The sequence below is a fragment of the Jujubicoccus corallicola genome, from assembly GCF_047345645.1.
GTDB lineage: Bacteria > Pseudomonadota > Alphaproteobacteria > Rhodobacterales > Rhodobacteraceae > JBLEFH01.
Map to the genome: position 1 here is coordinate 302758 of NZ_JBLEFH010000003.1, position 23669 is coordinate 326426.

27 protein-coding genes are annotated in these 23669 nt (G+C 60.8%); 15 read left to right on the forward strand and 12 right to left on the reverse strand.

Features of this window, described 5'->3' with window-relative positions:
- Positions 1 to 71: 71 nt before the first annotated feature.
- The gene (gene nrdR / locus ACMA5I_RS06735) at positions 72 to 542 is read left to right on the forward strand and encodes a transcriptional regulator NrdR (protein WP_525885467.1); all 471 of its coding nucleotides are present in this window, start codon (positions 72 to 74) and stop codon (positions 540 to 542) included.
- A 3-nt stretch (positions 543 to 545) separates the two neighbouring features.
- Entirely contained in the window at positions 546 to 1649 is a 1104-nt protein-coding gene (gene ribD / locus ACMA5I_RS06740; protein WP_525885468.1) for a bifunctional diaminohydroxyphosphoribosylaminopyrimidine deaminase/5-amino-6-(5-phosphoribosylamino)uracil reductase RibD, read from the forward strand.
- Here the strand turns inward: ribD and ACMA5I_RS06745 are convergent.
- The 3 genes from ACMA5I_RS06745 to ACMA5I_RS06755 all read right to left on the reverse strand — a co-directional run bounded on the left by ACMA5I_RS06745 (position 1633) and on the right by ACMA5I_RS06755 (position 5929).
- Positions 1633 to 3429, reverse strand: coding sequence for a capsule polysaccharide biogenesis protein (locus ACMA5I_RS06745; RefSeq protein ID WP_525885469.1), 1797 nt, complete (start codon positions 3427 to 3429; stop codon positions 1633 to 1635). The two genes, ribD and ACMA5I_RS06745, sit on opposite strands and share 17 nt — an antisense overlap.
- A 136-nt stretch (positions 3430 to 3565) precedes the next feature.
- On the reverse strand, positions 3566 to 4678 hold the full coding sequence (locus ACMA5I_RS06750) for a polysaccharide biosynthesis/export family protein (RefSeq protein ID WP_525885470.1): 1113 nt from the start codon (positions 4676 to 4678) through the stop codon (positions 3566 to 3568).
- Positions 4679 to 4756: 78 nt separating this feature from the next.
- Positions 4757 to 5929: a capsular polysaccharide export protein, LipB/KpsS family gene (locus tag ACMA5I_RS06755; RefSeq protein WP_525885471.1), complete on the reverse strand. Its 1173-nt coding sequence runs from the start codon at positions 5927 to 5929 to the stop codon at positions 4757 to 4759.
- 175 nt (positions 5930 to 6104) lie between these two features.
- Between ACMA5I_RS06755 and ACMA5I_RS06760 the strand changes: the two genes are divergently transcribed.
- The 6 genes from ACMA5I_RS06760 to nusB all read left to right on the forward strand — a co-directional run bounded on the left by ACMA5I_RS06760 (position 6105) and on the right by nusB (position 10322).
- Positions 6105 to 6707 (forward strand): riboflavin synthase, encoded by a 603-nt coding sequence (locus ACMA5I_RS06760; protein WP_525885472.1) that lies wholly within the window; start codon positions 6105 to 6107, stop codon positions 6705 to 6707.
- A 226-nt stretch (positions 6708 to 6933) separates the two neighbouring features.
- Positions 6934 to 7875, forward strand: coding sequence for a hypothetical protein (locus ACMA5I_RS06765; RefSeq protein ID WP_525885473.1), 942 nt, complete (start codon positions 6934 to 6936; stop codon positions 7873 to 7875).
- The gene (locus ACMA5I_RS06770; protein WP_525885665.1) at positions 7876 to 8214 is read left to right on the forward strand and encodes a tetratricopeptide repeat protein; all 339 of its coding nucleotides are present in this window, start codon (positions 7876 to 7878) and stop codon (positions 8212 to 8214) included.
- A gap of 50 nt (positions 8215 to 8264) precedes the next feature.
- Positions 8265 to 9350 (forward strand): 3,4-dihydroxy-2-butanone-4-phosphate synthase, encoded by a 1086-nt coding sequence (ribB, locus tag ACMA5I_RS06775; RefSeq protein WP_525885474.1) that lies wholly within the window; start codon positions 8265 to 8267, stop codon positions 9348 to 9350.
- Positions 9350 to 9859, forward strand: a complete 510-nt coding sequence (locus ACMA5I_RS06780) for a 6,7-dimethyl-8-ribityllumazine synthase (protein ID WP_525885475.1) — start codon at positions 9350 to 9352, stop codon at positions 9857 to 9859. Before ribB ends, ACMA5I_RS06780 begins: the two co-directional genes overlap by 1 nt.
- Before the next feature lies 1 nt (position 9860).
- Positions 9861 to 10322: a transcription antitermination factor NusB gene (gene nusB / locus ACMA5I_RS06785; RefSeq protein ID WP_525885476.1), complete on the forward strand. Its 462-nt coding sequence runs from the start codon at positions 9861 to 9863 to the stop codon at positions 10320 to 10322.
- Positions 10323 to 10337: 15 nt separating this feature from the next.
- On the opposite strand, the gene ACMA5I_RS06790 is transcribed toward nusB, so the two are convergent.
- Both ACMA5I_RS06790 and parC read right to left on the reverse strand, forming a co-directional pair.
- Complete coding sequence (locus ACMA5I_RS06790; RefSeq protein WP_525885477.1) at positions 10338 to 10709, reverse strand: hypothetical protein; 372 nt, start codon at positions 10707 to 10709, stop codon at positions 10338 to 10340.
- Positions 10710 to 10799: 90 nt separating this feature from the next.
- On the reverse strand, positions 10800 to 13016 hold the full coding sequence (parC, locus tag ACMA5I_RS06795; RefSeq protein WP_525885478.1) for a DNA topoisomerase IV subunit A: 2217 nt from the start codon (positions 13014 to 13016) through the stop codon (positions 10800 to 10802).
- A 74-nt stretch (positions 13017 to 13090) separates the two neighbouring features.
- Here parC and ACMA5I_RS06800 point away from each other — a divergent pair, with 74 nt between their 5' ends.
- From ACMA5I_RS06800 to ACMA5I_RS06820, 5 genes are all read left to right on the forward strand, one after another.
- Complete coding sequence (locus ACMA5I_RS06800) at positions 13091 to 13912, forward strand: SDR family oxidoreductase (RefSeq protein WP_525885479.1); 822 nt, start codon at positions 13091 to 13093, stop codon at positions 13910 to 13912.
- Between the two features lie 10 nt (positions 13913 to 13922).
- On the forward strand, positions 13923 to 14117 hold the full coding sequence (locus ACMA5I_RS06805; protein WP_525885480.1) for a twin transmembrane helix small protein: 195 nt from the start codon (positions 13923 to 13925) through the stop codon (positions 14115 to 14117).
- The gene (locus tag ACMA5I_RS06810) at positions 14117 to 14683 is read left to right on the forward strand and encodes a cob(I)yrinic acid a,c-diamide adenosyltransferase (RefSeq protein ID WP_525885481.1); all 567 of its coding nucleotides are present in this window, start codon (positions 14117 to 14119) and stop codon (positions 14681 to 14683) included. Before ACMA5I_RS06805 ends, ACMA5I_RS06810 begins: the two co-directional genes overlap by 1 nt.
- A 131-nt stretch (positions 14684 to 14814) precedes the next feature.
- Positions 14815 to 15576 (forward strand): electron transfer flavoprotein subunit beta/FixA family protein, encoded by a 762-nt coding sequence (locus ACMA5I_RS06815; protein WP_525885482.1) that lies wholly within the window; start codon positions 14815 to 14817, stop codon positions 15574 to 15576.
- Positions 15576 to 16502 carry an electron transfer flavoprotein subunit alpha/FixB family protein gene (locus ACMA5I_RS06820; protein ID WP_525885483.1) on the forward strand — a complete coding sequence of 309 codons (927 nt, stop codon included), beginning with the start codon at positions 15576 to 15578 and terminating at the stop codon, positions 16500 to 16502. The genes ACMA5I_RS06815 and ACMA5I_RS06820 overlap by 1 nt, the downstream gene beginning before the upstream one ends.
- Before the next feature lie 51 nt (positions 16503 to 16553).
- On the opposite strand, the gene ACMA5I_RS06825 is transcribed toward ACMA5I_RS06820, so the two are convergent.
- Positions 16554 to 17414 (reverse strand): DUF6473 family protein, encoded by an 861-nt coding sequence (locus ACMA5I_RS06825; RefSeq protein WP_525885484.1) that lies wholly within the window; start codon positions 17412 to 17414, stop codon positions 16554 to 16556.
- A gap of 132 nt (positions 17415 to 17546) precedes the next feature.
- Here ACMA5I_RS06825 and ACMA5I_RS06830 point away from each other — a divergent pair, with 132 nt between their 5' ends.
- A complete protein-coding gene (locus ACMA5I_RS06830) occupies positions 17547 to 18422 on the forward strand; it encodes a 3-hydroxybutyryl-CoA dehydrogenase (RefSeq protein ID WP_525885485.1) in 876 nt (291 codons plus the stop codon).
- Here ACMA5I_RS06830 and ACMA5I_RS06835 read toward each other — a convergent pair.
- Genes ACMA5I_RS06835 through ACMA5I_RS06855 form a run of 5 tightly spaced genes read right to left on the reverse strand, consistent with a single transcriptional unit; the run spans position 18419 to position 21071 of the window.
- The gene (locus ACMA5I_RS06835) at positions 18419 to 19042 is read right to left on the reverse strand and encodes a TetR/AcrR family transcriptional regulator (protein WP_525885486.1); all 624 of its coding nucleotides are present in this window, start codon (positions 19040 to 19042) and stop codon (positions 18419 to 18421) included. The genes ACMA5I_RS06830 and ACMA5I_RS06835 overlap by 4 nt on opposite strands.
- Position 19043: 1 nt before the next feature.
- Positions 19044 to 19310: an HPr family phosphocarrier protein gene (locus ACMA5I_RS06840; protein ID WP_525885487.1), complete on the reverse strand. Its 267-nt coding sequence runs from the start codon at positions 19308 to 19310 to the stop codon at positions 19044 to 19046.
- Positions 19310 to 19729, reverse strand: coding sequence for a PTS sugar transporter subunit IIA (locus ACMA5I_RS06845; RefSeq protein ID WP_525885488.1), 420 nt, complete (start codon positions 19727 to 19729; stop codon positions 19310 to 19312). Before ACMA5I_RS06845 ends, ACMA5I_RS06840 begins: the two co-directional genes overlap by 1 nt.
- Complete coding sequence (rapZ, locus tag ACMA5I_RS06850) at positions 19726 to 20613, reverse strand: RNase adapter RapZ (RefSeq protein ID WP_525885489.1); 888 nt, start codon at positions 20611 to 20613, stop codon at positions 19726 to 19728. Before rapZ ends, ACMA5I_RS06845 begins: the two co-directional genes overlap by 4 nt.
- Entirely contained in the window at positions 20610 to 21071 is a 462-nt protein-coding gene (locus ACMA5I_RS06855) for an HPr kinase/phosphorylase (RefSeq protein ID WP_525885490.1), read from the reverse strand. Before ACMA5I_RS06855 ends, rapZ begins: the two co-directional genes overlap by 4 nt.
- A 155-nt stretch (positions 21072 to 21226) precedes the next feature.
- On the opposite strand from ACMA5I_RS06855, the gene ACMA5I_RS06860 reads away from it, so the two are divergent.
- A complete protein-coding gene (locus ACMA5I_RS06860; RefSeq protein WP_525885491.1) occupies positions 21227 to 22831 on the forward strand; it encodes a phosphoenolpyruvate carboxykinase in 1605 nt (534 codons plus the stop codon).
- Positions 22832 to 22879: 48 nt separating this feature from the next.
- Here ACMA5I_RS06860 and ACMA5I_RS06865 read toward each other — a convergent pair whose 3' ends face one another.
- Positions 22880 to 23647, reverse strand: coding sequence for a sulfite exporter TauE/SafE family protein (locus ACMA5I_RS06865; RefSeq protein WP_525885492.1), 768 nt, complete (start codon positions 23645 to 23647; stop codon positions 22880 to 22882).
- Positions 23648 to 23669 lie beyond the last annotated feature (22 nt).

Genomic DNA, 23669 nt, shown 5'->3' on the forward strand with positions numbered 1-23669 from the left:
TTTGCAAAGAGTGCTCTATCCTTGGCGAATCGCCCTAGCTATAGTGGGCGGGAAACTTGCGAGGGGAAGAAATGCGCTGCCCGTTCTGTCAGAATCTCGACACCCAAGTGAAAGACAGCCGCCCGGCCGAGGATCACGTCGCGATCCGCCGTCGCCGGTTCTGCCCCGGATGCGGGGCGCGATTTACCACTTATGAGCGGGTCCAGCTGCGCGATCTGACCGTCGTGAAACGCTCCGGCAAACGCGAGGATTTCGAGCGCGAGAAGCTGGAACGCTCCATACGCATCGCCATGCAAAAGCGCCCGATTGAGGCCGAACGCACCGATATGATGATCACCGGGATCGTGCGGCGGCTGGAATCGCTCGGCGACACGGACATCCCTTCCGAGCGCATCGGCGAGATCGTTATGGACGCGCTCGCCCGGATCGACACCGTCGCTTATGTGCGTTTTGCAAGTGTTTACAAGAACTTCCAGAACCCGGATGATTTCGAGAATTTCGTCGCCGAGCTGCGCCCGAAAGTCTCCGTCGAAGACGATTAACCCATGAGCCAGCGCGCGGATATCGCGCATATGCGTCACGCCATCGCGCTGGCGCGGCGCGGGCTTGGCGCGTGTTGGCCGAACCCGTCCGTGGGCTGCGTGATCGTGAAAGACGGTCGCGTGATCGGGCGCGGGCGCACGGCGGCGGGCGGACGCCCCCATGCCGAACCGCAAGCCTTGGCGATGGCGGGCGATGCCGCAGGCGCGACCGCCTATGTCACGCTGGAGCCCTGCGCGCATCACGGCCGCACGCCACCCTGCGCCGACGCCCTGATCGCCGCCGGTGTGGCGAGCGTCGTCGTGGCCTTGCGGGACCCCGACCCCCGCGTCGATGGCGGCGGGATTGCGAAGCTAAAGGCGGCAGGGATTGAGGTTACCGAAGGCATCTGCGCGGAGGAGGCGCGCGAGGTGACCGCCGGATTTCTCATGCGAATTCAACATGGTCGCCCGCTGGTCACGCTGAAACTTGCCACCAGTGTGGATGGCCGGATTGCCACCGCGTCGGGCGAAAGTCGCTGGATCACGGGTTCTGAGGCACGCCGCGCGGTCCATGCGCTCCGCAGCCGTCATGACGGGGTCCTTGTCGGCTCCGGCACGGCGCTGGCCGACGATCCGATGCTGGATGTGCGCGGGTTCGGAGACGTGCCGCAACCGGTCCGGATCGTCGCGGATCGACGGTTAAGATTGTCGCCGGACGGACGGCTTGGGCAGTCCGCCAAAAAGCATCCAGCCCTGCTCATCCATAGCGCAGACGCGCCGAAGGCGGCACGGGAGGCTTGGGCGGAAAATGGTGCGGAACTTCGCGAGATTTCAACCGACGCAGATGGTTTGGATCTGCCTCACCTGCTCAAAACGCTCGGCGATTACGGCCTGAATTCCGTGCTGTGCGAAGGCGGCGGCAGCTTTGCCGCAGCGCTGCTCAAGGCAGGTTTGGTGGACCGGCTGATCCATGTCGGCGCGGGTCTCGCGCTTGGTGCGGACGGACGGCCAGCGCTTGGCGCGTTGCCCCCGGCGCCGCTCGCCGCCTTCCCGCGTTTCGCGCTTCATGAAACGCGCGCGGTCGGCGGCGATGTCTGGACCGAGTGGCGTCCTACTTCAACCCTTTGAAAAACGGCAGAAGTTCTGCCACCCCGCGATGTGCCGGACGCGCTTTAGCCAAGCGCGGATCGCGCGCTTCGAGCCGCGCCAGAATGTCCTCGGGACCGCAACCGAGCCCTGTGACCGGGTCGACATAGAGCGGATAGTCGATCAGCGCGGCTTGCACCAAAGCGTCAATGGACGGGCGCGCGGCACGGCGCGCGGGCGTTTTTGCCAGATCACACGTGAGGCCCCAACCCGCATAAAAGGGCGTGCCGAGACAGGTCACTGCCTTGCCGCGCAGTAGCGCCTCGAAGCCCATCAGCGAGGTCAGCGTGACCACCGCGTCGCAGAGATCGAGCAGCTCCGCCGCATTCGTTTCCCGCGCAATATAGTCCGCCATTTGCGCGTCGATCACCCCGAGACGCAGCCCAGCTTCCACATCGGGATGCGGTTTATAGACAAGGAAATCATGGGTATAGAGATCCCTTGCTTGCGCCAGAAGATCGGCATTGCCAAGACCGGGCGCGCCGTAGATGACCGAGGCGTCGTCTTCGACCTGCCCCGGCACAAGGATGATTTTGCGGCCTGCGGCGCGGGCGCGCAGATCGTCAAGCGCGTGGTGCCCGACATTATATTTGCTGACCTTCGCGCCGATGATCGCACGGCCGAGGGCGGCGGCGCGCGGTGTCGGTTCCGCTTTGGAAATTAACCGCTCCAAACGGCTCTCGCGGCTCGGGTCATAGTGGACGCCAAGATCGTCGATGATCAGCGACGCGGGCGGGACCAGCGCTGCGCCGAGGCCGACCGAGCGCAGAAAGCCGTCCTCCATATACTGCATATTTGGCACGCTCAGCCCGCCATCGCGGCTCGCCCAGCGGATCAGCGGGCGGCCCGTTTTCTCCGCCAACCGCACCGCGTCGTCGGCTTCGGCGAAGCTGACATCGCCGACGAAAAACCGCCTTAGAAAGCCGCGCTTCCACGGGCTCATGCTCATGAGAACCGCGCCTTTTTTCGTGCGGCACGCGTGATCGCGGCGGCTCAAAAGCTGGCGCGCGGCAGTTTCGAAATCAGTGGCGGTTTCGCGAAAGGGGTCAATCCAGCGCGCGTGGTGGAGATAGAGGCCCGCGAAAAGCTGCTCGCGACTTCGCTGGATGCGGCGCGGGAAGCTCTGGCGGTCGTTGGAGAGGCCCCACCCCGCCCAGATGGGCCAGCCAAAACTCTGCGGGCGCAACCCTGCGAGGATCGCGTCCAAACCGAGCTGGCTGCTCCAGCAATAGACAGCGCTCGCACCGGACAGTGCGGCCCATGGGGTGAGACCGCTCACGAAGCGCATGTTGGCGTCGAGGTCACTTTGCCGGAAATGTCCTTGTTTGCGCCCGGAGGCGATTTCGGGGTGGGTGAGGATGATGATTTCTTCATCTGGGTGGGCAGCACGCGCCTCGCCCAGCATTGCCAGAAACTCCGTGCGACCTGCGCAGAGCAGCGACGCGTCGCTCGCCGTTTGATCCACAACCAGAACGTAAGACCCGGGCAGCGGGGTCGAGTCGCCCTCATTGTATTTCGAGAGGTGATGCGCCTGCAAAAACGCGATGCCCGCGCGGGCGCGTTCCGTGTCATCCTCCGTTGCGGCGAGGATCGCGGTTTCCGCGTCCGACGGTGCGCGCCCGTCGAAATGCACGCCGGTTGCGTCCAACAAAAACCCAACCGGCCACGGATCTCCGGGCGCGATGGATCGGAGCGGCGCGTCTTCAATCGTGACCACGGGCAAGCCGCGCCTGCGCGCCAGCCAACGGCCACGCGCAGCCACCTTTCGCCGTCCCCAGATCGCGACGCCGTCGGCGGGTGCCCAAGGCGCGACGATCTCGATGCCATGAAAGGCAAGCGCGCGCCTCAGATGAGGCGCGCGCCAGAAGCCAAGTGAGATCGCTGCAAGCCGTTTGGGCTTAGTCGGCCACATTTCGAATGCTGTCGATCTGCGTCGCCGGCGCGGTGATCGAGGTGATAACGCGCGCCCATTTCACATAAGGTGCTTCCGTCACATAGAGTAAATCGTCGTCGCGCATGAAGAAATCACGCCCGAGGAAGAGCCCGGAAGGCTCGCTGAGATCAAGGGCATAGACGATCCGCTGCGGCGAGACGATGTCGTTGCGGCGCAGAACCGCATTGGCCACCGCCGCCGACTCTTCGCGCAGAACGAATACGCCGGTCGCGTCCGCCGTGTTGCCATTCAGGCCGCCGACGAGACCGAGCGCTTCGATCAGCGTCAGGTTCGGTTCGGTGAAATCCACCTCGCGCTGACCGGAGGTCTGGCCGAGGGAGGTAAAGCTGCGGCGGTCCTGCTCGACGATCACACGGTCGCCCGGCTGGATCGCAATGTCGAAACGCGGATTGTCGTAAATATCCTGAAGCCACACCGTTTCGGCGCTGCCATTGCGCACGACGCGGACCATGGCCATTTGCGGCTCGATCGAGATGCCGCCCGCCGAGGCGATCACCTCGGTCAGCGTGTTGGACGAGGAGGTCACCGGCACAACCTGCTGCGCATTGACGCGGCCAATCACGGCGACAGTCGCGCCATCGCCGGTGTCGCGGCGGACCTCAACCTGCGGGTCTGGCGTCTGGCTTTGCAGCGCAGCGGTGATCTTGCGGCGCACGGTTGCGGGGCTGTCGCCCGCAACATTGATCGCGCCCGCGTAAGGCACAAAAATCCGGCCCTGCTCATCGACTTGGAGCGCTTCCAGCATCGTCACTTTCTGGCCGATATTGGCGAGAAGACCGTTATCGACGTTCTCCCAAACCGTCACGGTCAACACATCGCCGGGCCGGATCACATCCGCGCTCGGCTCTGCCGCACCCTGGAGATTGCCCGAAAAGCTGAGGCCCGCACCAGGTTGGGTCATCTGAACAACGCCGTTATCGAGCGGCACCACGAAGGCATCGCCGCCCAATCGTGCATCGGAGCTCAGAAGCTGCTCCTTGCTCGGACCCGACGACGGCAACCCGCAGGCGGACAACGCACTGACAGCCGCAACGGCAATCATCGACTTGGCGGACACTAAACGCTGGAGTTTCAAGCCATGCTCCTTCATGTTTTTTTCCCTCTTATACGAAGCCATCCCATCACGCCAACCGTTTTACGAGCCTAATCGTTCATAAGGGCTGAACTGCGACAGTATTGCACGCAAAAGACGTGAAATAGCCTGTTTACGGCCCGAAGCTGCATAGAAACTGCCGGGAAATTGCGAGGTTGCGAGCAGGTAATTGCGGTAAATGTCGTAAGCCGCCGCATCGGGCACTTGGGGATGGGCGAAAAAATCGGTGAGCGGCTGGTGCGAGGTCAGTTCCGGCTTGTCATAGACGGAGCGGCCAAGCGCGCGCACCGGAAGCCCGCGCCAGAGCGCTTGCTGCGCAGCGGTAGAGTTGACCGTGACCACGGCGCGCGCACCGTCGAGAAGCGCGGCGAGTTTGCCGCCGGGATGGATATGAATGCGCGGCCCGAGGCCGGTTTCTGCCGCCAGTTTGCGCGCCACATCGGGGAGGACTTCGCGGCCATCTTCGAGCGGATGATATTTGAAAACGAGGTCCACATCGCGCCGCGCGGCGGCGGCAAAGGCGTGGGCCACCTCGCCCATCATCGAGGCCACGGTCTTGTACTCACTGTGACTTTTCAGCGAGGCGTCATGCGCCAGTTGCAACAGCACGACATCATAGCGCCGCCCGGAGCGCCGCAGCGAATCCAGCGCGATATTCCGCTCCAGCCGCTGCGCGGGCATCGCGATGAGCCGCGCCAGACTGAGCCGCGCCTCTTTCGCGACCGAGATCCCACGATGTGGCTTGAAATTGGGATAGTCCCGCCACCCCGCCATGACTCGCGCATGATAGGCGGCGCCGTAATAGCTGTGCCGGATGAGCGCGCCCCATTTGTCCTGCGGGTGGCCATCGGCTTTCGGATGCCCGGCCAGCGCGGCCCTCATGTCGTTGATGCTGATCTCCATCAGGCGCGAATGGCCGTTGGAGCCATCGCGTTCATATGTCACCCAGGACGGGCGCAAATACCCTTCCTCAAACACATGCACCGTCGCGCCTGCCGCTTTCGCAATTGCAATGGCCTCTGCATGGTGCGGGCGCGTGTCGCCATAAAGCATCAGATCCGTGTCGGTGAGATTCGCCCGAAGATAGTCGCCCCACTCCGCCGGATCGTCGCGATACGCCTCGTAAGGCAAAGTTTTCGGCCAATACGCCCGGTCGCCCGCATTGACCCCGATCCGCCGCACGGCATGACCTTCCGCCGCAAGCGCCTGTGCCAACTGCGCAAAAAACGGACCATGTGGCCCTTGCAAAAACAAAAAACGACGGGGCTTCAACACGCTGCCTCTCTTTTGCGTGAGTTAGACGCATCCGCCGGGCGGGTTCAAGGGTCAGCGGATGCTTGCCGCAACACTCCGCTCACGGTAGCACGTGGGGATGTAAAGGAGTTGCCCCATGTTCACCGGATTGATCGAACAGATCGGAACTGTCCTCGAAACCCGCCAAAACGGCGATATGAAGGCGCGGATCGCTTGCGATTACGACCTTGAGACCGTCGCGCTCGGCGCCTCCATCGCCTGCGACGGCTGTTGCCTCACGGTGACCGAAAAGGGCGAGACAGATGGTCGCGGCTGGTTCGCGGTCGATATTTCCGCCGAAACCCTGTCGAAAACCACGCTCGGCGACTGGCGTGAAGGGCGGAAAATCAATCTCGAACGCTCGCTCAAACTCGGCGATGAGCTCGGCGGGCATATCGTGTCGGGCCATGTCGATGGGGTCGCGGAGATTGTGGAGATCACCGAGGATGGCGAGAGCACGCGCATCACCTTCGACGCGCCGGAAAGCCTTGCCAAATACATCGCCGCGAAAGGCTCCGCCGCACTCAACGGCACCTCGCTGACGGTGAATGGCGTAAACGGCACCCGTTTCGATGTGAACCTCATCCCCCACACCAAAGAGGTCACCACATGGGGCACCGCGAAAACCGGCGACAGGGTGAACCTTGAGATCGACATGCTGGCCCGATATGTCGCGCGGCTGCGTGAGTTCGGGCAATGAGTGTGATCAAGTTTTTCTCTGGTTGGGACAGCGTAGAGTGGGCAATGTTCATTCTCGCGTTAATCACGATGATTGCGACGGTCATCAGTCTATTTCGTAGAAGGTCATCCACAACCAACGTCGCGCGCAATTCTCAGAACGTAAGACAATCAGGCGGACAGGGCAAAACGCCCGTTCACAACAAGGCAGTAGACAGTACAGATGTGGATCAGTCCGGATAATGGTTTTGAATAGCAAAAAGAACAGCGCTGAGAATTCATCGAACGTCCAGCAGGCTGGGCGAGATCAACACTTTACCGGCATTAGCTTTGAGCAGCATCAGGCAAGTTTGAAGGAAGCGGTAAAAGAGCGAGAGGAGCTTCTCAGAAGAGAATTCTCTGAGAGCCGAAGAGCCGACAAGGCAGAGCATAGAGAAGCGATCAGCAGACTTGAAAGCGAGCTTGCAGAACTTCGTCGACGCCTTTCGGAGCCGGAGCGCGACTACGCTGCATATCAAAAACGGATTGGAGAGCTCGAACAACTTCTTAAACAAGCGTCGGGTGCCGTCAGCGAAGAGCGCATATACGAAGCACGCGAAGCGTTGAATCGCGGAAATCTGACAATTGCAGATAAAATCTTCGCCGAGGTCGCCCTTTATGAGGAAGAACAGGAACAAAAGTCACGGCAGCGTCGTGCTGAAGCAGAATATGGTCGCGGCGTCATCGCCGATCAGGAATTACGATTGAATGACGCTGCCGATCACTACGGACAGGCGGCAGACCTATCTCAAGATTTCGAAAAAATTCAGCGAGCGCAATTCGCGTATTTTGTGATCGCCGATTTTGAGCGGTCGCTGGCATATTCCGACAAGCTTATTCTCGCGACAAAAGACTTGGGCAGTCGTGAAGAGGCCATTGCGTTAACGGAACACGCGAAAACGCTGTTAACTATTTCCCAATTCGGGGACCTCGCTACAGGCGAGAAAAACTTGCAAGAAGCAGAGAAAATGCTCATTCGAGCAAAAAATATACTTCAGCGCAAAATGAAGATTAGCAAAGAATCGATCAATCCATACTTAGTTACGATAACAAATTTATCTCATGTTAAGTTTAAGAGAGCTTTCCGATCTGACGACAGGTTCGGATCAGACGCGAAAACAGCAGAGAAGCTGATAAAAGAAGCTATTTAAATAGGAAAAGCGGCTCAACTTGCATCGCCGGCACATCATGCTCAAAGACTTAACCTTCTAGGACATATTTGCTTCTGGACATCACGTTTCGAAGATGCTGAAAAATACGCCCGGCAAGCTCTAACTATTTATGATCGAGGTCACGAAAAGCACAGTTCCAATCACGCTAGCTCAATGATGGCTCTTGTAGAAGTAATTCAAATGGAGCGATCAAAAATAGATGAATGTATATTATTATGCCGTGAAGCTCTTCGCATTTTTACGCGTGCTCTCGGATCCAATCACTTTAGAACACTCGAAGCAAAATATTGGTTGGAGCGGCTTGAAAGCACCCCCTAGCCCTTGGCGCGCGAATTCGGTATGACCCGCGCCAGACAGTGAGGAGCGGCATGAGCGGCATTTCCCCCATCGAGGACATTATCGAGGACGCGCGCAACGGGCGCATGTTCATTCTGGTCGATCACGAAGACCGGGAAAACGAGGGCGATCTGGTGATCCCCGGCCAGATGGCCACCCCCGATGCGATCAACTTTATGGCCAAATATGGGCGCGGGCTGATTTGCCTCTCCATGACCGGCGCGCAGCTTGATGCGCTTGGTCTGCCGATGATGGCGCAGAGCAATTCCTCGCGGCATGAAACGGCCTTCACGGTGTCGATCGAGGCCCGCGAAGGTGTCTCGACCGGCATTTCCGCCCATGATCGGGCGCGGACCGTCGCCGTTGCGATTGACCCGAAAAGCGGGCCGCAACATATCGCGACGCCCGGCCATGTCTTCCCGCTGCGCGCGCGGCGCGGCGGCGTTCTGGTGCGCGCGGGCCATACGGAAGCGGCGGTGGATATTTCACGCCTCGCCGGGCTGAACCCCTCGGGCGTGATTTGCGAGATCATGAAAGAGGACGGCAGCATGGCCCGCCTGCCCGACCTCATGGAATTTGCCGCCGAGCATAAGATGAAAATCGGCACCATTTCGGACCTGATCGCCTATCGCCGCCGCTACGATCACCTCGTCAACGAGATCGAAAGCCGCGATGTGACCAGCGAATATGGCGGCGACTGGACCCTGCGGATTTTCCGCGATGATGCGACCGGCGCGGAGCATATTGCGCTGACCAAGGGCGATGTGGCCTCGGGCGGGCCGGTGCTGGTGCGGATGCACCATCTCAACCCCTTTGACGATCTGCTTGGGCTGACCCCTAAACGGTCCTCCCAGATGCGTGACGCGATGGCGGAGATTGCCCGCGAAGGGCGCGGCGCGGTCGTCCTGTTGCGCGACATGACCGCCGAAATTGCCCATAGCGATGCAGGCGCGCCGCAGATCCTCCGGCAATACGGCCTCGGCGCGCAAATCCTCGGCGCGCTCGGCATCGAAGAGCTGGAACTTCTCACCAACAGCCCCAATCTGCGGGTGGTCGGGCTCGACGGCTACGGCCTCAGCATCACCGGCACCCGCCCGATCCCGAAAGGAGCCGCGTGATGGCCGGCGCTGCGCATGACACTCTCCCCAAGCCCAAATTCGACACGCCGACCCATCTGCTCATCGTCGTCGCCCCTTATTATAAGGATATCGCGGACGAATTGGTGGCGGGCGCGCGCGCGGCGATTGAGGCGGCGGGCGCGACCCATGATCTCATCAACGTGCCCGGCGCGCTGGAACTGCCGACTGCGATCCGCCTTGCGGACCGCTCGGGCGAGTATGATGGCTATGTCGCGCTTGGCTGCGTGATCCGCGGCGAGACGACGCATTATGACACGGTTTGCAACGATTCCAGCCGGGGGCTGACTTTGCTCGGGCTGGAGGGCATTTGCCTCGGCAACGGGATCTTGACTGTGGAAAATATGGCGCAGGCCGAGGCCCGCGCGAAGGTCAACGAACAGAACAAGGGTGGCGGGGCCGCCGAGGCCGCGATGCATCTCATCGCCCTCAAGCGCCGGTTTACGCCCGATGCAAAAGCGCTGCCCGAGGGCAGTTTCAGGATGGCATGAGATGAGCAACAACAAACGACAAATGCGCTCCGCCGCGCGGCTTTATGCGGTGCAGGCCCTGTTTCAGATGGAGGCTTCGGACAGCACGCTCAAAGAGGTGCAGGACCAGTTCGAAAGCTACCGTTTCGGCGCGGAGATTGAGGGCGACACCTATGCGGAGGGCGATATCGACCTGTTCCGCACCCTGCTGCGCGAGGCAGTGAACAACCAGAACCGCATCGACAAGATGACCGATACGGCACTCGTCGCCAAATGGCCCATCGCGCGGATCGACCCGACCTTGCGCGCGCTCTTCCGCGCCGCCGGTGCCGAGTTGATCGGGCCGGACACGCCGCCGAAAGTCGTCATCAACGAATATGTAGATGTCGCGAAGGCGTTTTTCCCGGAAGGCCAGGAAACCAAATTCGTCAACGCGGTGCTGGACCATATGGCTCGGGCCGCGAAGCCCGAAGCCTTTTCTTAAGATCGTGCGGGCGTCCTAGGACGCCGCGCCGCCGAAATCGATCCCGCAGGATTTCTGTGTATTTGCGGCTTCGATTGCCTGCATTTCGCCCTTGAGCGCCGCTACACGCGAGGCACCTTCGCCGTCGCCTTTCACCAGAAAGGCTGCAGGCCAAAAGAGGATCGTCGCCACAGCAACTTTGGTATTATCGCTCTCTGCGCGACGATCTTGAGCGCCCATAGCAACGCGCGCCTCGTGGCTGACCCTAGCGGCCTCCATACGAAGCTGGTCACAATCGTAAGCGGAATACGCCATGGGGGAAATATAGGCTGCTTCAATATTTTCGGAGGTTTGCGCGCAACCAGCAAGCGCGGCAAGAGCCGCGACAATCATTACTTTTTTAATCATAACTCACTCACTTAAATTGTGAAATGTGTTTAACACACACATCACATCGAGTGTATTAAAAAATACACTTAAAGTGAATACGACGTTAGGTTATGTAAATTTATTGTCCCGCGGGAAGCCGCGCGGTGCCATTTTCCCGGCCCCGGCCCGCTTGCCGATCCACTCGGTGAGGTCGGTCTCCGTGCGGGTGCGGCCCGCCGGATCGAGCCAGCTGAGGCCCTCGCCCAGCGTAAAGACCCGCGCATCGGCCAGCCCGCCATCCTTGTATTTCTGGAGGCGAACCCCCTTGCCACGCGACATTTCGGGCAGCTCTTCCAGCGGGAAGACCAGCAGCTTGCGGTTCTCGCCGACCACGACGACATGATCGCCCTCAACCGGCTTGCAAACCGCGGCGACCGCATCCTTGAGGTTCAGCGCCTGTTTGCCGTTTTTCGTCTGCGCAATCAGATCATCCTCAAGGGCAATGAACCCATCCCCAGCCGAGGACGCCAGCAAGCGTTTGCGGCCCGGCTCATGGGTAAAGAGCGTCACCATCCGCGCCTCTTGCGGCAGGTCGATCATGAGCCGCAGCGGCTCGCCCATGCCGCGTCCGCCGGGTAAGTCGTTGGCGGAGATCGTGTAAACGCGGCCCTGCGAGGAGAGGAGCAGCAGCTTGTCCGTCGTCTGGGCATGGAAGACGAAACGCCCCTCATCCCCATCCTTGTATTTCAGCTCTTGATCGAGCGCGATATGGCCCTTCATCGCGCGGATCCAGCCATTGGCGGAGCAGACGATGGTCACTGGCTCTTTCTCGATCATGGCCTCCAGCGGGACGGCCTCGATATCCGGCGCGTCCTCGATGGTGGTGCGGCGCGCGCCGCCGGGCGCATCCTTGCCAAACTCCTTCCGGGTGGCGCGCAGTTCCTCAGCAATCCGCGTCCATTGCGCGCCCTCATCGGCGAGCAGCGCGTTCAGCATCCCCTGCTCTTCGATCAGCCGGTCGCGCTCATCCTTGAGCTCCATCTCCTCAAGCTTGCGCAAATTGCGCAGGCGCATGTTGAGGATGGCTTCGGCCTGCACATCGGTGAGCTCAAACTCTTTGATGAGCTCCGCCTTCGGATCGTCCTCATAGCGGATGATCTCGATGACCCGGTCGAGATTGAGATAGGCGACGAGATAGCCTTCCAGCACCTCAAGGCGATGCGCGATCTTGCCGAGGCGGAAATTCGAGCGGCGGACCAGCACATCGCGGCGGTGGTCGAGGAAGGCTTGCAGAACTTCGCGCAAGCCGCAAACCTTCGGCACCCGCCCGTCGATCAGCACATTCATGTTGAGCGAGAAGCGGATTTCGAGATCGGACTGCCGGAACAGCGTCTCCATCAGCAAATTCGCATCCACCGTGCGCGAGCGCGGCTCCAGAACGAGGCGGATATCTTCGGCGCTTTCGTCCCGCACATCGGCGAGGATCGGGATTTTCTTGTCGTTGATGAGCGTCGCGATCTTCTCGATCAGGCGGCTCTTTTGCACCTGATAGGGGATCTCGGTGATGACAATCTGCCATTGCCCGCGCCCCAGATCCTCGACCTCCCAACGGGCGCGCAACCGGAACGCGCCGCGCCCGGTGCGGTAGGCTTCCATCATCGACTCGCGGCTTTCCACGAGGATGCCGCCGGTCGGAAAATCCGGGCCGGGGATGTATTCCATCAGGGTTTCATCACGGGCATTCGGGGCCTTGATGAGATGCAGCGCGGCGTCGATCAGCTCATGCACATTATGGGGCGGAATATTGGTCGCCATCCCCACGGCGATGCCGGACGAGCCATTCGCCAACAGGTTCGGAAACGCCGCCGGAAGCACCACCGGCTCGCGCTCGGAGCCGTCATAGTTTTCCTGAAAATCGACCGCATCTTCGGACAGCCCTTCCATCATCGCCTGCGCGATGCGGGTCAGCCGGGCCTCGGTGTAGCGCTGCGCCGCCGGGTTGTCGCCGTCGATATTGCCGAAATTCCCCTGCCCATCGACCAGCGGGTAGCGCATCGAGAAATCCTGCGCCAAACGGGCCAGCGCGTCATAGATCGCAGAGTCGCCATGGGGGTGATAATTGCCCATCACCTCGCCGACGATCTTGGCGCATTTGCGGTAGCTCCCACCCGGTTCCAGACGCAGCCCGCGCATCGCAAAAAGGATGCGCCGATGCACCGGTTTCAGCCCGTCCCGCGCATCGGGAAGCGCCCGGTGCATGATCGTCGAGAGCGCATATGTCAGGTAGCGCTGACCCAGAGCCCGGCGGAGCGGCTCTTCGGAAATCTCAGGGGTTGCTTTTGTCATATCCACATTGGATAGGGAGAACGCGTGTTCACGTCCAGTTGAAAGTTGCTGCATCGCAGGATAGGCAAACCATCATGAAAACAGTTCTCATCACCGGGTGTTCCAGCGGAATTGGGCGCGATGCTGCGCGAACATTACGCTCACGTGGGTGGCGCGTCTTTGCCTCTTGCCGCAAGGAAAAGGACTGCGAGCGGCTGCGAAGCCGGGGCTATGACAGCCCGCAAATTGACGTGAACAGCACCGAGAGCATCAAAAACGGTGTCAACGAAGTGCTCGAAGCGACCGGTGGCACGCTCGATGCGCTGATCAACAATGCCGCCTACGCCCTGCCCGCCGCGATGGAGGATTTCCCCCGTCAGGCGCTGGAGGAAATCTTTTCGACCAATCTTTTCGGGGCCTTCGACATGATCCACCATGTCATGCCCGCGATGCGCAAACAGGGGCATGGTCGAATCATCAACGTCTCGTCGATCCTCGGCATCGAAACGGCACGGTTTCGCGGCGCTTATTCCGGCACGAAATTCGCGCTCGAAGGCATGACAGACGCGCTGCGCAAGGAGGCAGGGCCGATAAACGTCATCCTCGTCACCCCCGGCCCGATCGCGACGCCGATCCGCGCCAAGGCCCGCCCGCATTTCGAAAAATGGATCGACTGGGAGAATTCCGCCCTCCGCGATGTCTACGAAAATGAGGCCCTTCCCCGCCTCTATGCCAAATCGTTACCGGCGAATCGGTGGGTCATGCGGCCGGCCGCTGTGTCCCGAAAAATCGTGATTGCGCTCGAAACCGACCGGCCCAGACCGCGATATTTTGTCACAACCCCCACATATGCGGCGGATTACGCAAGACGCTTGCTCCCGACCCGTCTTCGCGACTACCTTTTCCGAAACGCCTGAAGGAGACGCCATGCAGGGCATCCTGTATTTTCTCATCGTCATGCTCGCCATTGCCACCGCCGCCGTGGTCATTCGCGGGATCATCGGCTTTGCGCGCGGCGGCGAGTGGAACAAGAAAAACAGCAACAATATGATGCAATGGCGCATCCTGCTGCAGTTTCTGGCCCTCATCGCGATCATGGCTTTCCTCGCGCTGGCAGGCTGATGGTTGTTCTGAACAAGATCTATACCCGCACCGGCGACAAGGGGGACACGGCGCTTGGCGACGGCTCCCGCGTGCCGAAATTCGACCTGCGTGTGGAAGCCTATGGAACGGTGGATGAGCTGAATTCCGTCCTCGGCCTCGCGCGGCTCCATGCCGACAGCGCGCTTGATACCGCCCTCGCCCGCATCCAGAATGACCTCTTTGATCTCGGCGCGGATTTGGCGACGCCGGAAGCCGAGACGCCGCCCGAATATCCGCCGCTGCGGATCACGGACGGGCAGACAGAACGGCTCGAATCCGAAATCGACGCGATGAATGCCGATCTCGAACCGCTGCGCAGTTTCGTTCTGCCCGGCGGCTCGGCCCTTTCTGCGCATCTGCATCTTGGCCGCACCGTCACGCGCCGCGCCGAGCGGCTGACCGTGGCGCTGGCGGGCGAGCAGAACATCACCCCGGCGGCGATTACCTTCCTGAATCGCTTGTCCGATTGGCTTTTTGTCGCCGCACGGGTTGCGAATGGGAACGGCAAGGATGATGTTCTCTGGGTGCCCGGAGGAAATCGATAACCGCCATCGGAAGAAGTGACGTTGACGTAAAGTTTCTCTTGCGTCAGGCAGCCAACCTTGATTGTTTGCCACCATAAAACGCCCGAATGGGCAAAACCATGCCCCTCGGGGCCCAACAAGGAGACCGCATTATGAAGGTGCTTGTGCCTGTCAAACGCGTGATCGACTACAATGTGAAGGTTCGCGTCAAAGGCGATCAGTCCGGTGTCGATCTGGCGAATGTCAAAATGTCGATGAACCCCTTTGACGAGATTGCCGTGGAAGAGGCGATCCGTCTGAAAGAGGCCGGGAAGGCTGAGGAAGTCGTCGCCGTGTCCATCGGGGTCAAGCAGGCGCAGGAAACGCTGCGCACGGCGCTCGCCATGGGTGCGGACCGCGCGATCCTCATCAATGCGGCTGATGATGTGCATCAGGATATCGAGCCGCTCGCGGTCGCCAAACTGCTCAAGGCGGTTGTGGATGAAGAGCAGCCGGGCCTTGTGATCCTCGGCAAACAGGCAATCGACAACGACATGAACGCGACCGGCCAGATGCTCGCCGCCCTGCTCGGCTGGGGTCAGGCGACGTTTGCGGAGTCGCTGGAGATCGACGGCGACAATGCCAAGGTCCGCCGCGAGGTCGATGGCGGTCTGCAAACCGTCAGCGTGAAGCTGCCGGCGATTGTCACCGCCGATTTGCGCCTCAACGAGCCGCGCTACGCATCGCTGCCGAACATCATGAAGGCGAAGAAAAAGCCGCTCGATGAGAAAACCCCGTCCGATTACGGCGTCGATGTGGCGCCGCGTCTGGAGCAGGTCAAAGTCTCCGAGCCCGCCGAACGCCAGGGCGGCGTGAAGGTCGAGAGCGTGAGCGAGCTTGTTCAGAAACTGAAAACCGAAGCGGGGGTGCTCTGATGGCTGTTCTTCTTCTTGCAGAACTGAACGGGTCCGAACTCGACAAGGACCAGACTGGCAAAGCCCTGACGGCGGCGAAACAGCTTGGCGATGTGACCATTCTCGTCGCGGGCGAAGGCGCGCAGGGTGCGGCGGAAGTCGCAGCGAGTCTCGACGGCGCGGCTTCGGTGATTGCTGTTGACGATGCCGCTTACGCGCATCGCCTCGCCGAGCCGATGGCGGCGCTGGTGGCTAAGGTGGGCGAAGGCTTCGATCACATTGTCGCCCCGGCGACTGCCTCGGGCAAAAACATCATGCCCCGCGTCGCCGCGCTTCTCGATGTCATGATCATCTCCGATGTGACAGGCATTGAAGGCGCCGACACGTTCGAGCGCCCGATCTATGCGGGCAACGCGATCCAGACGGTGAAATCCTCCGATGGCAAAAAAGTCCTGACCGTCCGCACCTCCGCTTTCGATGCGGCAGGTGATGGCGGCTCGGCTTCGGTCGAGACGGGCGACGCAGCAGACAAGCCGGGCGTGTCCGAATGGGTCAGCGACGAAATCGCGAAAAGCGACCGTCCGGACCTCACCTCGGCGAAAATCGTCGTCTCGGGTGGCCGGGGTGTCGGTTCGAAGGAAAACTTCGACATCATCAACAAGCTGGCCGACAAGCTTGGCGCAGCCGTTGGCGCGTCCCGCGCAGCGGTCGACTCCGGCTTTGCCCCGAATGACTGGCAGGTTGGCCAGACCGGTAAAGTCGTCGCGCCCGAGCTTTACATCGCCATCGGCATCTCCGGGGCGATCCAGCACCTGGCCGGGATGAAGGACTCTAAGGTCATCGTCGCGATCAACAAGGACGAAGACGCGCCGATCTTCCAGATCGCCGATTACGGCCTTGTCGCGGACCTCTTCGAAGCCGTGCCGGAGCTAGAATCCGCGCTTTAAGCGAAGACGCCAAAGACACAGAACGCCGCCCCCCTCGGGCGGCGTTTTTCGTTAGAACCCGAACAAACCGCGCAGCCCGGACCCGCTGGGGCCGCGCCCCCGGATATGGGTCAGCCGCTCCACCTCGGGTTGCAGATGTTCCGCGATATTGGCGTGGTCCTCTGGCGTCAGCGCGCTGCCTTCCGTGTCGCGCGGCAGGATATGCTCGACGTAATGATCCGCATAAGGCCGGATCGCCTCCATCATTTCCGTGGTGACAAATTGCGGTAGTGGCCCACAATCATCGGCCTGCATATCCATCGCGCGCCCGCCCGGTCTGCGCGGCGAGAGCCAGAGCAGCAGCTTGCGCCCTTCCACAAGCTGCAAAAGATCCCGCATCCGCGCGATATAGGCGCCCTTGAGTTCCACATCGAGCACCCGGAACCGCTCCGCGCTCTGCTTGTGCATGGCGTGCATCATCTCATTCACCGTCTCGAAACGGTGGAATTCCAATTCCGGGAACAGCGCCGTCGCCATCTCGGAGACATCCTTGAGCATCTGATTGCGCCGATCCAATACAGAGTAGAGCCGGTTCGACAGGAAATGTGCGGGCATCACGGTCACGATGGTCAGCTTGGCCCGATTCAGCGCCGCGATCATATCCGCGTCGCGCAGATAATAGCCCGGCCCCGCCCCGTTCTGCGCCCAGTTCATCACCTGAAGGTCAATCCGCTTGGCCAAAAGCCCCGGCCAGGGCACGGAGATATTGCGCGCATAAGTCTCCGACGAGCCGAGACAGGCGATGTAGGGCTTTATCGGCTGAAGCGCCGCGCCCCGATATAACTGCGCCATTGTGCCAAATTTATGGCACGACAGCGCGCCCGCGATATCCATCACAGCCTCCCGCTGCGCTGCCTTGATGCTCTCACCCATGGAACCACCCATATTTCAACCCAGCCCATGGATTAGAACCAAAGCCCTAAACCCTGATTAACAGGCGCGAATATGGTTGCCGTGACGGGGCCGCGCTCCTATCCTGCGGGGCAGACAAAGAAGAGGGCAGTCATGGAGATCAAAAAGGTCGGGGTCGTCGGCGCGGGTCAGATGGGCAACGGGATTGCGCATGTGATGGCACTGGCTGGTTATGACGTGACGCTCAACGATATTTCCAAGGACGCGCTGAGCAAATCGCTGGAGACCATCGACGCCAATCTCGACCGTCAGGTCTCCCGCGACAAGATTTCCGAGGATGAGAAAAACACCGCCCTTGGCCGCATCTCGATCACGGAAGACCTCGGCGTTCTGGGGCAGTCGGACCTCATCATTGAGGCGGCGACCGAGCGCGAGGACATCAAGCATCAGATCTTCAAGAACCTGACTCCGCATCTGGCGGAGAACACGATTCTGGCCTCCAACACCTCGTCGATCTCGATCACGCGTCTCGCCGCAGGAACCGACCGCCCGGAGCGCTTCATGGGCGTTCATTTCATGAACCCGGTGCCGGTGATGCAACTTGTCGAGCTGATCCGCGGCATCGCGACGGATAAAGGCACCTTCGACACGCTCAAGGACGTGGTGGACCGGATCGGAAAGACCTATTCGACCGCCGAGGATTTCCCCGCCTTTATCGTGAACCGCATCCTGATCCCGATGATCAACGAGGCGATTTACACGCTTTATGAAGGCGTTGGCTCGGTCGCGAGCATCGACACCTCGATGAAGCTCGGCGCGAACCATCCGATGGGGCCACTTGAGCTGGCGGATTTCATCGGGCTCGACACCTGCCTTGCGATCATGAATGTCCTGCATGACGGGCTGGCGGATACGAAATACCGCCCCTGCCCGCTTCTGGTGAAATATGTGGAAGCGGGGTGGCTTGGCCGGAAGACCGGGCGCGGCTTTTACGACTATTCGGGCGAGCAGCCGGTCCCGACGCGCTAACCGTCGACGTCGAGGCCAAGCCCGCGCAGATAGATTTTCGTCGCGTTTCTCAGCATCTTGTCGGCATCCTGCGCGACACGCTCACCGGGGCGGCCGAGGGTGAAAAGCGTCGCGATCCCGTGACAGAGCGCCCAGATGTGGTGCGCCACCATCGCGGCAGGCGGACGGCTCTCTTCCGGCATGTTTTCAAACATACGGCCCACAGCGGCCTCCAAAGCATCAAGCGCCCGGCCCGCCGCGAGTTTCAGGCCCGGATTGCCGTCAATATTCACGCCCGCTTCGAACATCGCGATATAGTAGCCGGGGTTCGATTGCGCGAAGGCGAGATAGGTGCTGTTTGCATCGTAAAACGCATCGACCGGCGAGTCGTCCGGGCCGGAAATTTGCTCTAGCCCGCCGAGAAAGGTCTCAAAGCCTCTTCGGGCCACCTCTTCGATCAACTCGTCACGGTTCTTGAAATGGCGATAGGGCGCGGCGGGCGTCACCCCTGCCTCACGCGCTGCCTCCGCAAACGTGAAGCCGCGCGGCCCCTTTTCTGAGATGAGTTTCAGCGCCGCCTCGACAAGCGTCTCTTTCAGGTTACCGTGGTGGTAGCCGCGCCCGTCACCACGCCCCGGCATCTTAGCGGCCCTCTCCGAAGAGACCGCCGACAAGATCCGCCAGCGCCTCGGCCAGCTTCTCCGCCTCCGCGCCTTGGGTCTCAACGTCAATGGCGCTGCCCTTCGCCGCCCCCAGCATGAGAAGGCCCATAATCGAGTCCCCCGACACGGATTGGCCGTCGAAACTCACCTTGGCACGCGCATCGAATCGCTCCACTGTCTCGACAAATTTCGCCGAGGCACGGGCATGGAGGCCCTTCTCATTGGAAATCAAAAGGCTTTGACGCATCAGCCTGCCCGGTTGAAGGCGACTGTCTGACCGGCCCGGTCCATATAGGATTGTCCGGCACGCAAAGCCCGGTCACAGGCTTCGTCCAGCGAAAGATGCCGTGCTTTCGCGAGCTTAATCAGCATGGGCAAATTCGCGCCATAAAGAAGCCTGCGATCTTCCCGAGCGCAGGCTTTCAGGCCATAATTTGCAGCAGTGGAGCCATAAAGATCGGTCACGACAATGACACCGGCGCCTTGATCGACGGTCTTCATCGCGGTGTTGAGGCTCTGACGGGTCAGGGACGGGCTGTCCTCCGGATCGACCGAGATCGCCTCGATCCCGGATTGCGGGCCGAGCACATGCTCAAGCGCGTCGCGGAATGCGGCGCTCAGCGGCCCATGGGCAAGAATAACGATCCCAATCATAGGGGCGATCATACTCGCAAAACCCTTTCCATTTCCCTATGCCTGATTACAACAGGCCAACCATCACGTTGCAAGCGCTTCCAAAGCGCTTCAGCCACAGTAACGGAACGGTGTTGCCCTCCGGTACACCCTATGGCGATGGTGAAGTAGGCTTTGCCCTCATCGCGATAGGCGGGCAACAGCAATTCCGCAAGGCCGGTGAGCTTTTCAAAGAAGGGTGCGTAGAGCGGATCGGCGGTCACATAATCCTGCACATCCGCATCACGCCCGTCCTTGCCACGTAAATTGGGGTCCCAATAGGGATTTCGCAAGAAGCGTACATCGAAAAGCATGTCCGCTCCGCGAGGTAGCCCACGTTTGTAGCTGAAACTCTGGATGGTGACGGAGAACTCCGCCAGCGCGTCGCTCTCGAACCACCGCCCTAACTCGGTTTTGAGCTGATGTGGGGTGAGATTTGAGGTGTCGATCAGAATATCGGCGCGCGCGCGGAGGTCTCCCAAAAGGTCGCGTTCCCGTTCGATCCCGACAAGCGGTGCCTCTGCGGGGGCCAGCGGATGTTTGCGGCGGGTCTCGGAAAACCGGCGCAGCAGCACATCGGTGTCCGCATCGAGATAGAGCAGCGAGACTTCCATATCCGGGTCCGCCGTCGCGCGCTCACAGAGCGCAATCAGGCCCTCGGCACTGAAATCTCGCGTCCGCGTATCGACACCGATCGCCAGCGGACGCTCCAGCGGCGGCCCGTCCATCAACCGATCGAACAGCGAGAGCGGCAGATTGTCGATGGACTCAAAGCCCATATCTTCCAGCGCGTTGATGGTGGTGGAGCGGCCCGCACCCGACGGTCCCGTGACAATCACGATCTTTGGACCTGCGTCGGATGTGTTGGCTTCGCTCATATCTGCTCCGGGTCGAGAAGCTGCCCGCCCTTGAGCAGAATCATCAGACCTGACGCGAGGTTGGGCACTCCTTTACCGGCGATCAAGGGATAATGCTGCCCTGCAAGATGAATTTCATTGCACCGCGGCAAACGGCCCACAGGTTCCAAATCGAGATCGACGACATAGCAAAGACGCGCCCGTCGCGCGGGCAACCGGATCAGCCCGAGTCCCCTCGCCTCGATCATCCCCGCAATCCGTTCCGGCGCGGACAGGCAGCCGCCCGCGATCTGCACCTGATCATCGGCAACCAGCGCCGCGCCAAGCGCAAGCATAGTGAGGGCCAAACCCGACTTCCCGCTCCCCGACTCGCCCCGGATCAACAACCCGGAATCACCCACAGAAATCGCGGTGCCGTGACATGTAACCGCCTCACCCGTCGCAGCGGCGTGAGGCCCATTGTGGCAATTATGTGACATGGTGACGCTAACCCATAACTCATTCTGTTCTGTTGACGCTAACAATGTCGCAAGATTATTTCACCGCATTTTATCCCGCGCCGCAGCAGCTTATAGTCGTTTGCACACCCGGACACAGCCGGGTCTTTAGCGACGCGAAAGCCTTGGGAGGCACCATGACAATTGGCACCGTGAACACCGCGACAACGCTTGAGAAAACCGGATTCCCGGCGCTCGGGAACGTCTATTATAATCTCAACGAAGCCGCGCTTGTGCAGGAAGCCCTCACCAGAGGCGAAGCCGAGATGGGCCATGGCGGCGCTGTTCTCGTGACGACCGGCAAACATACCGGCCGCTCGCCCAAGGATAAATTCATCGTCCGCGAACCGTCTGTTGAGGACAAAATCTGGTGGGAAAACAACGCGCCGATGGAGCAGGACGCTTTCGCGCAGCTTCACGCCGACATGCTGACCCATATGGAAGGCCGCGATTATTTCGTGCAGGACCTCTTCGGCGGCGCGGATCCGGCGTATCGTCTGAACGTGCGCGTCGTGACCGAACTTGCCTGGCACGCGCTCTTCATCCGCCACCTTCTCCGCCGCCCGGAGCGCGCGGAACTGGCGGGCTTCGATCCAGAATTCACCATCATCAACTGCCCCGAATTCCTCGCCGATCCGGAGCGTCACGGCTGCCGCAGCGAAACCGTGATCGCCATCAGCATGGAGAAGAAACTCGTGCTGATCGCGGGCACCGCCTATGCGGGCGAGAACAAGAAATCGGTGTTCTCGATCCTCAACTACCTTCTGCCGGAACAGGGCGTCATGCCGATGCACTGCTCGGCCAACCACGCCGAGGGCGACCCGGAAGATTGCGCCGTGTTCTTCGGCCTCTCGGGCACCGGGAAGACCACCCTCTCCGCCGATCCCAAACGTGTGCTGATCGGCGATGATGAGCATGGCTGGTCGGACAATGGCGTCTTCAACTTCGAAGGCGGCTGCTACGCGAAGACCATCAATCTCTCGCCAGAAGCGGAGCCGGAGATTTTCGCGACCACGTCGAAATTCGCCACGGTCGTCGAGAACATGGTTTACGATCCGGACACCCGCGATCTCGACTTCGAAGATGACAGCCTGACCGCGAATATGCGTTGCGCCTACCCGCTCGATTACATCTCGAACGCCTCGGCCAATTCGCTCGGCGGCGTGCCGAAAAACATCATCATGCTGACCTGCGATGCCTTCGGGGTTCTGCCCCCGATCGCCCGTCTGACACCGGCGCAGGCGATGTATCACTTCCTCTCGGGCTTCACCTCGAAAGTGGCCGGCACCGAGCGCGGGATCACCGAGCCGCAGCCGACCTTCTCGACCTGCTTCGGCGCGCCCTTCATGCCGCGTCGCCCTGAAGTTTATGGCGCGATGCTCCGTGACAAGATCGCCGAACATGGCGCGACCTGCTGGCTTGTGAACACCGGCTGGTCCGGCGGCGCTTACGGCACCGGCTCGCGGATGCCGATCAAGGCGACCCGCACCCTGCTGACTGCCGCGCTCGACGGCTCGCTCGCCGATGCGCAGTTCCGCAAGGACCCGAATTTCGGCTTCGAAGTGCCGGTCTCCGTTGCTGGCGTCACCGATGTGCTGCTCGACCCGCGCCGCACCTGGGACGACAAAACCGCCTATGACGCGGCAGCGGCCAAACTGGTGAAGATGTTCGCCGACAACTTCGCCCAGTATGAGCCTTACGTGAATGATGAGGTCATGGACATCGCGCTGCAAAGCGCCTGATCTTTGAGATCATATTTGAGAGGGCGGCCATAGAGCCGCCCTTTTGCTTTAGAAAATCGCCCGCCGCAGGAGGTTCAGCCCGGCGATCAGCAGCACCCAGCGAACCAGCGCCACGAATTTCTTCTGGTCCAGCTTGTCCTGAATACGGAAGCCCAGCTGCTGCCCCGCAATCGCGGCAAGGGTGAGAATTGCGGAGAACTTGAGCGTTTCCGCGTTGAGCAACCCGGAATAGAGATGCGCAATCGTCAGCGTGACGATCCCAAGGAAGAAATTGACGCCAAGCGCCGTCGCCATCTCGCGTTTTTCCGTGTCCATCGCCATAAAGAACATGATGACCGGCGGCCCCCAGACCCCGGAGAGCCCGCCCGTGATCCCCGCGATCACGCCGACAACATACTGCGCGACCACGCGGTTTTCCGGCGCGATGCTCAGACGCACCCCCGCGATTTGCAGGAGCGCGAAGGCAGTCACGGCGAGCCCGAGAATCGAGAAGAACAGCCGATCCGGGATGCCGATGACGAGCTGCGCCACGAGGGCGACAATCACCAGCAACACGATGTTGAGCCGCCAATAGCGCCTGAGCATCCGGTCCGCCTCGCCAATGCCGAAGCGAAACGCCTGAAGCCCGTTTGTCACGAGCGTCGGCAGAAGCATCCCGGCCAGCGCGATTTTCGGCGGCAAAAACATTGCCATAAGGCCAATCGCGAGGACGGGCAGCGCAAATCCGGTCGCGCCCTTCACCGTTCCAGCCAGAAACAGCGCAATCATCGCGCCGGTCAGGCTCAGCACCCACTGCTCCCCCAGAATTTCAGCCATGGACGAAACTTTCCGTCGCGGA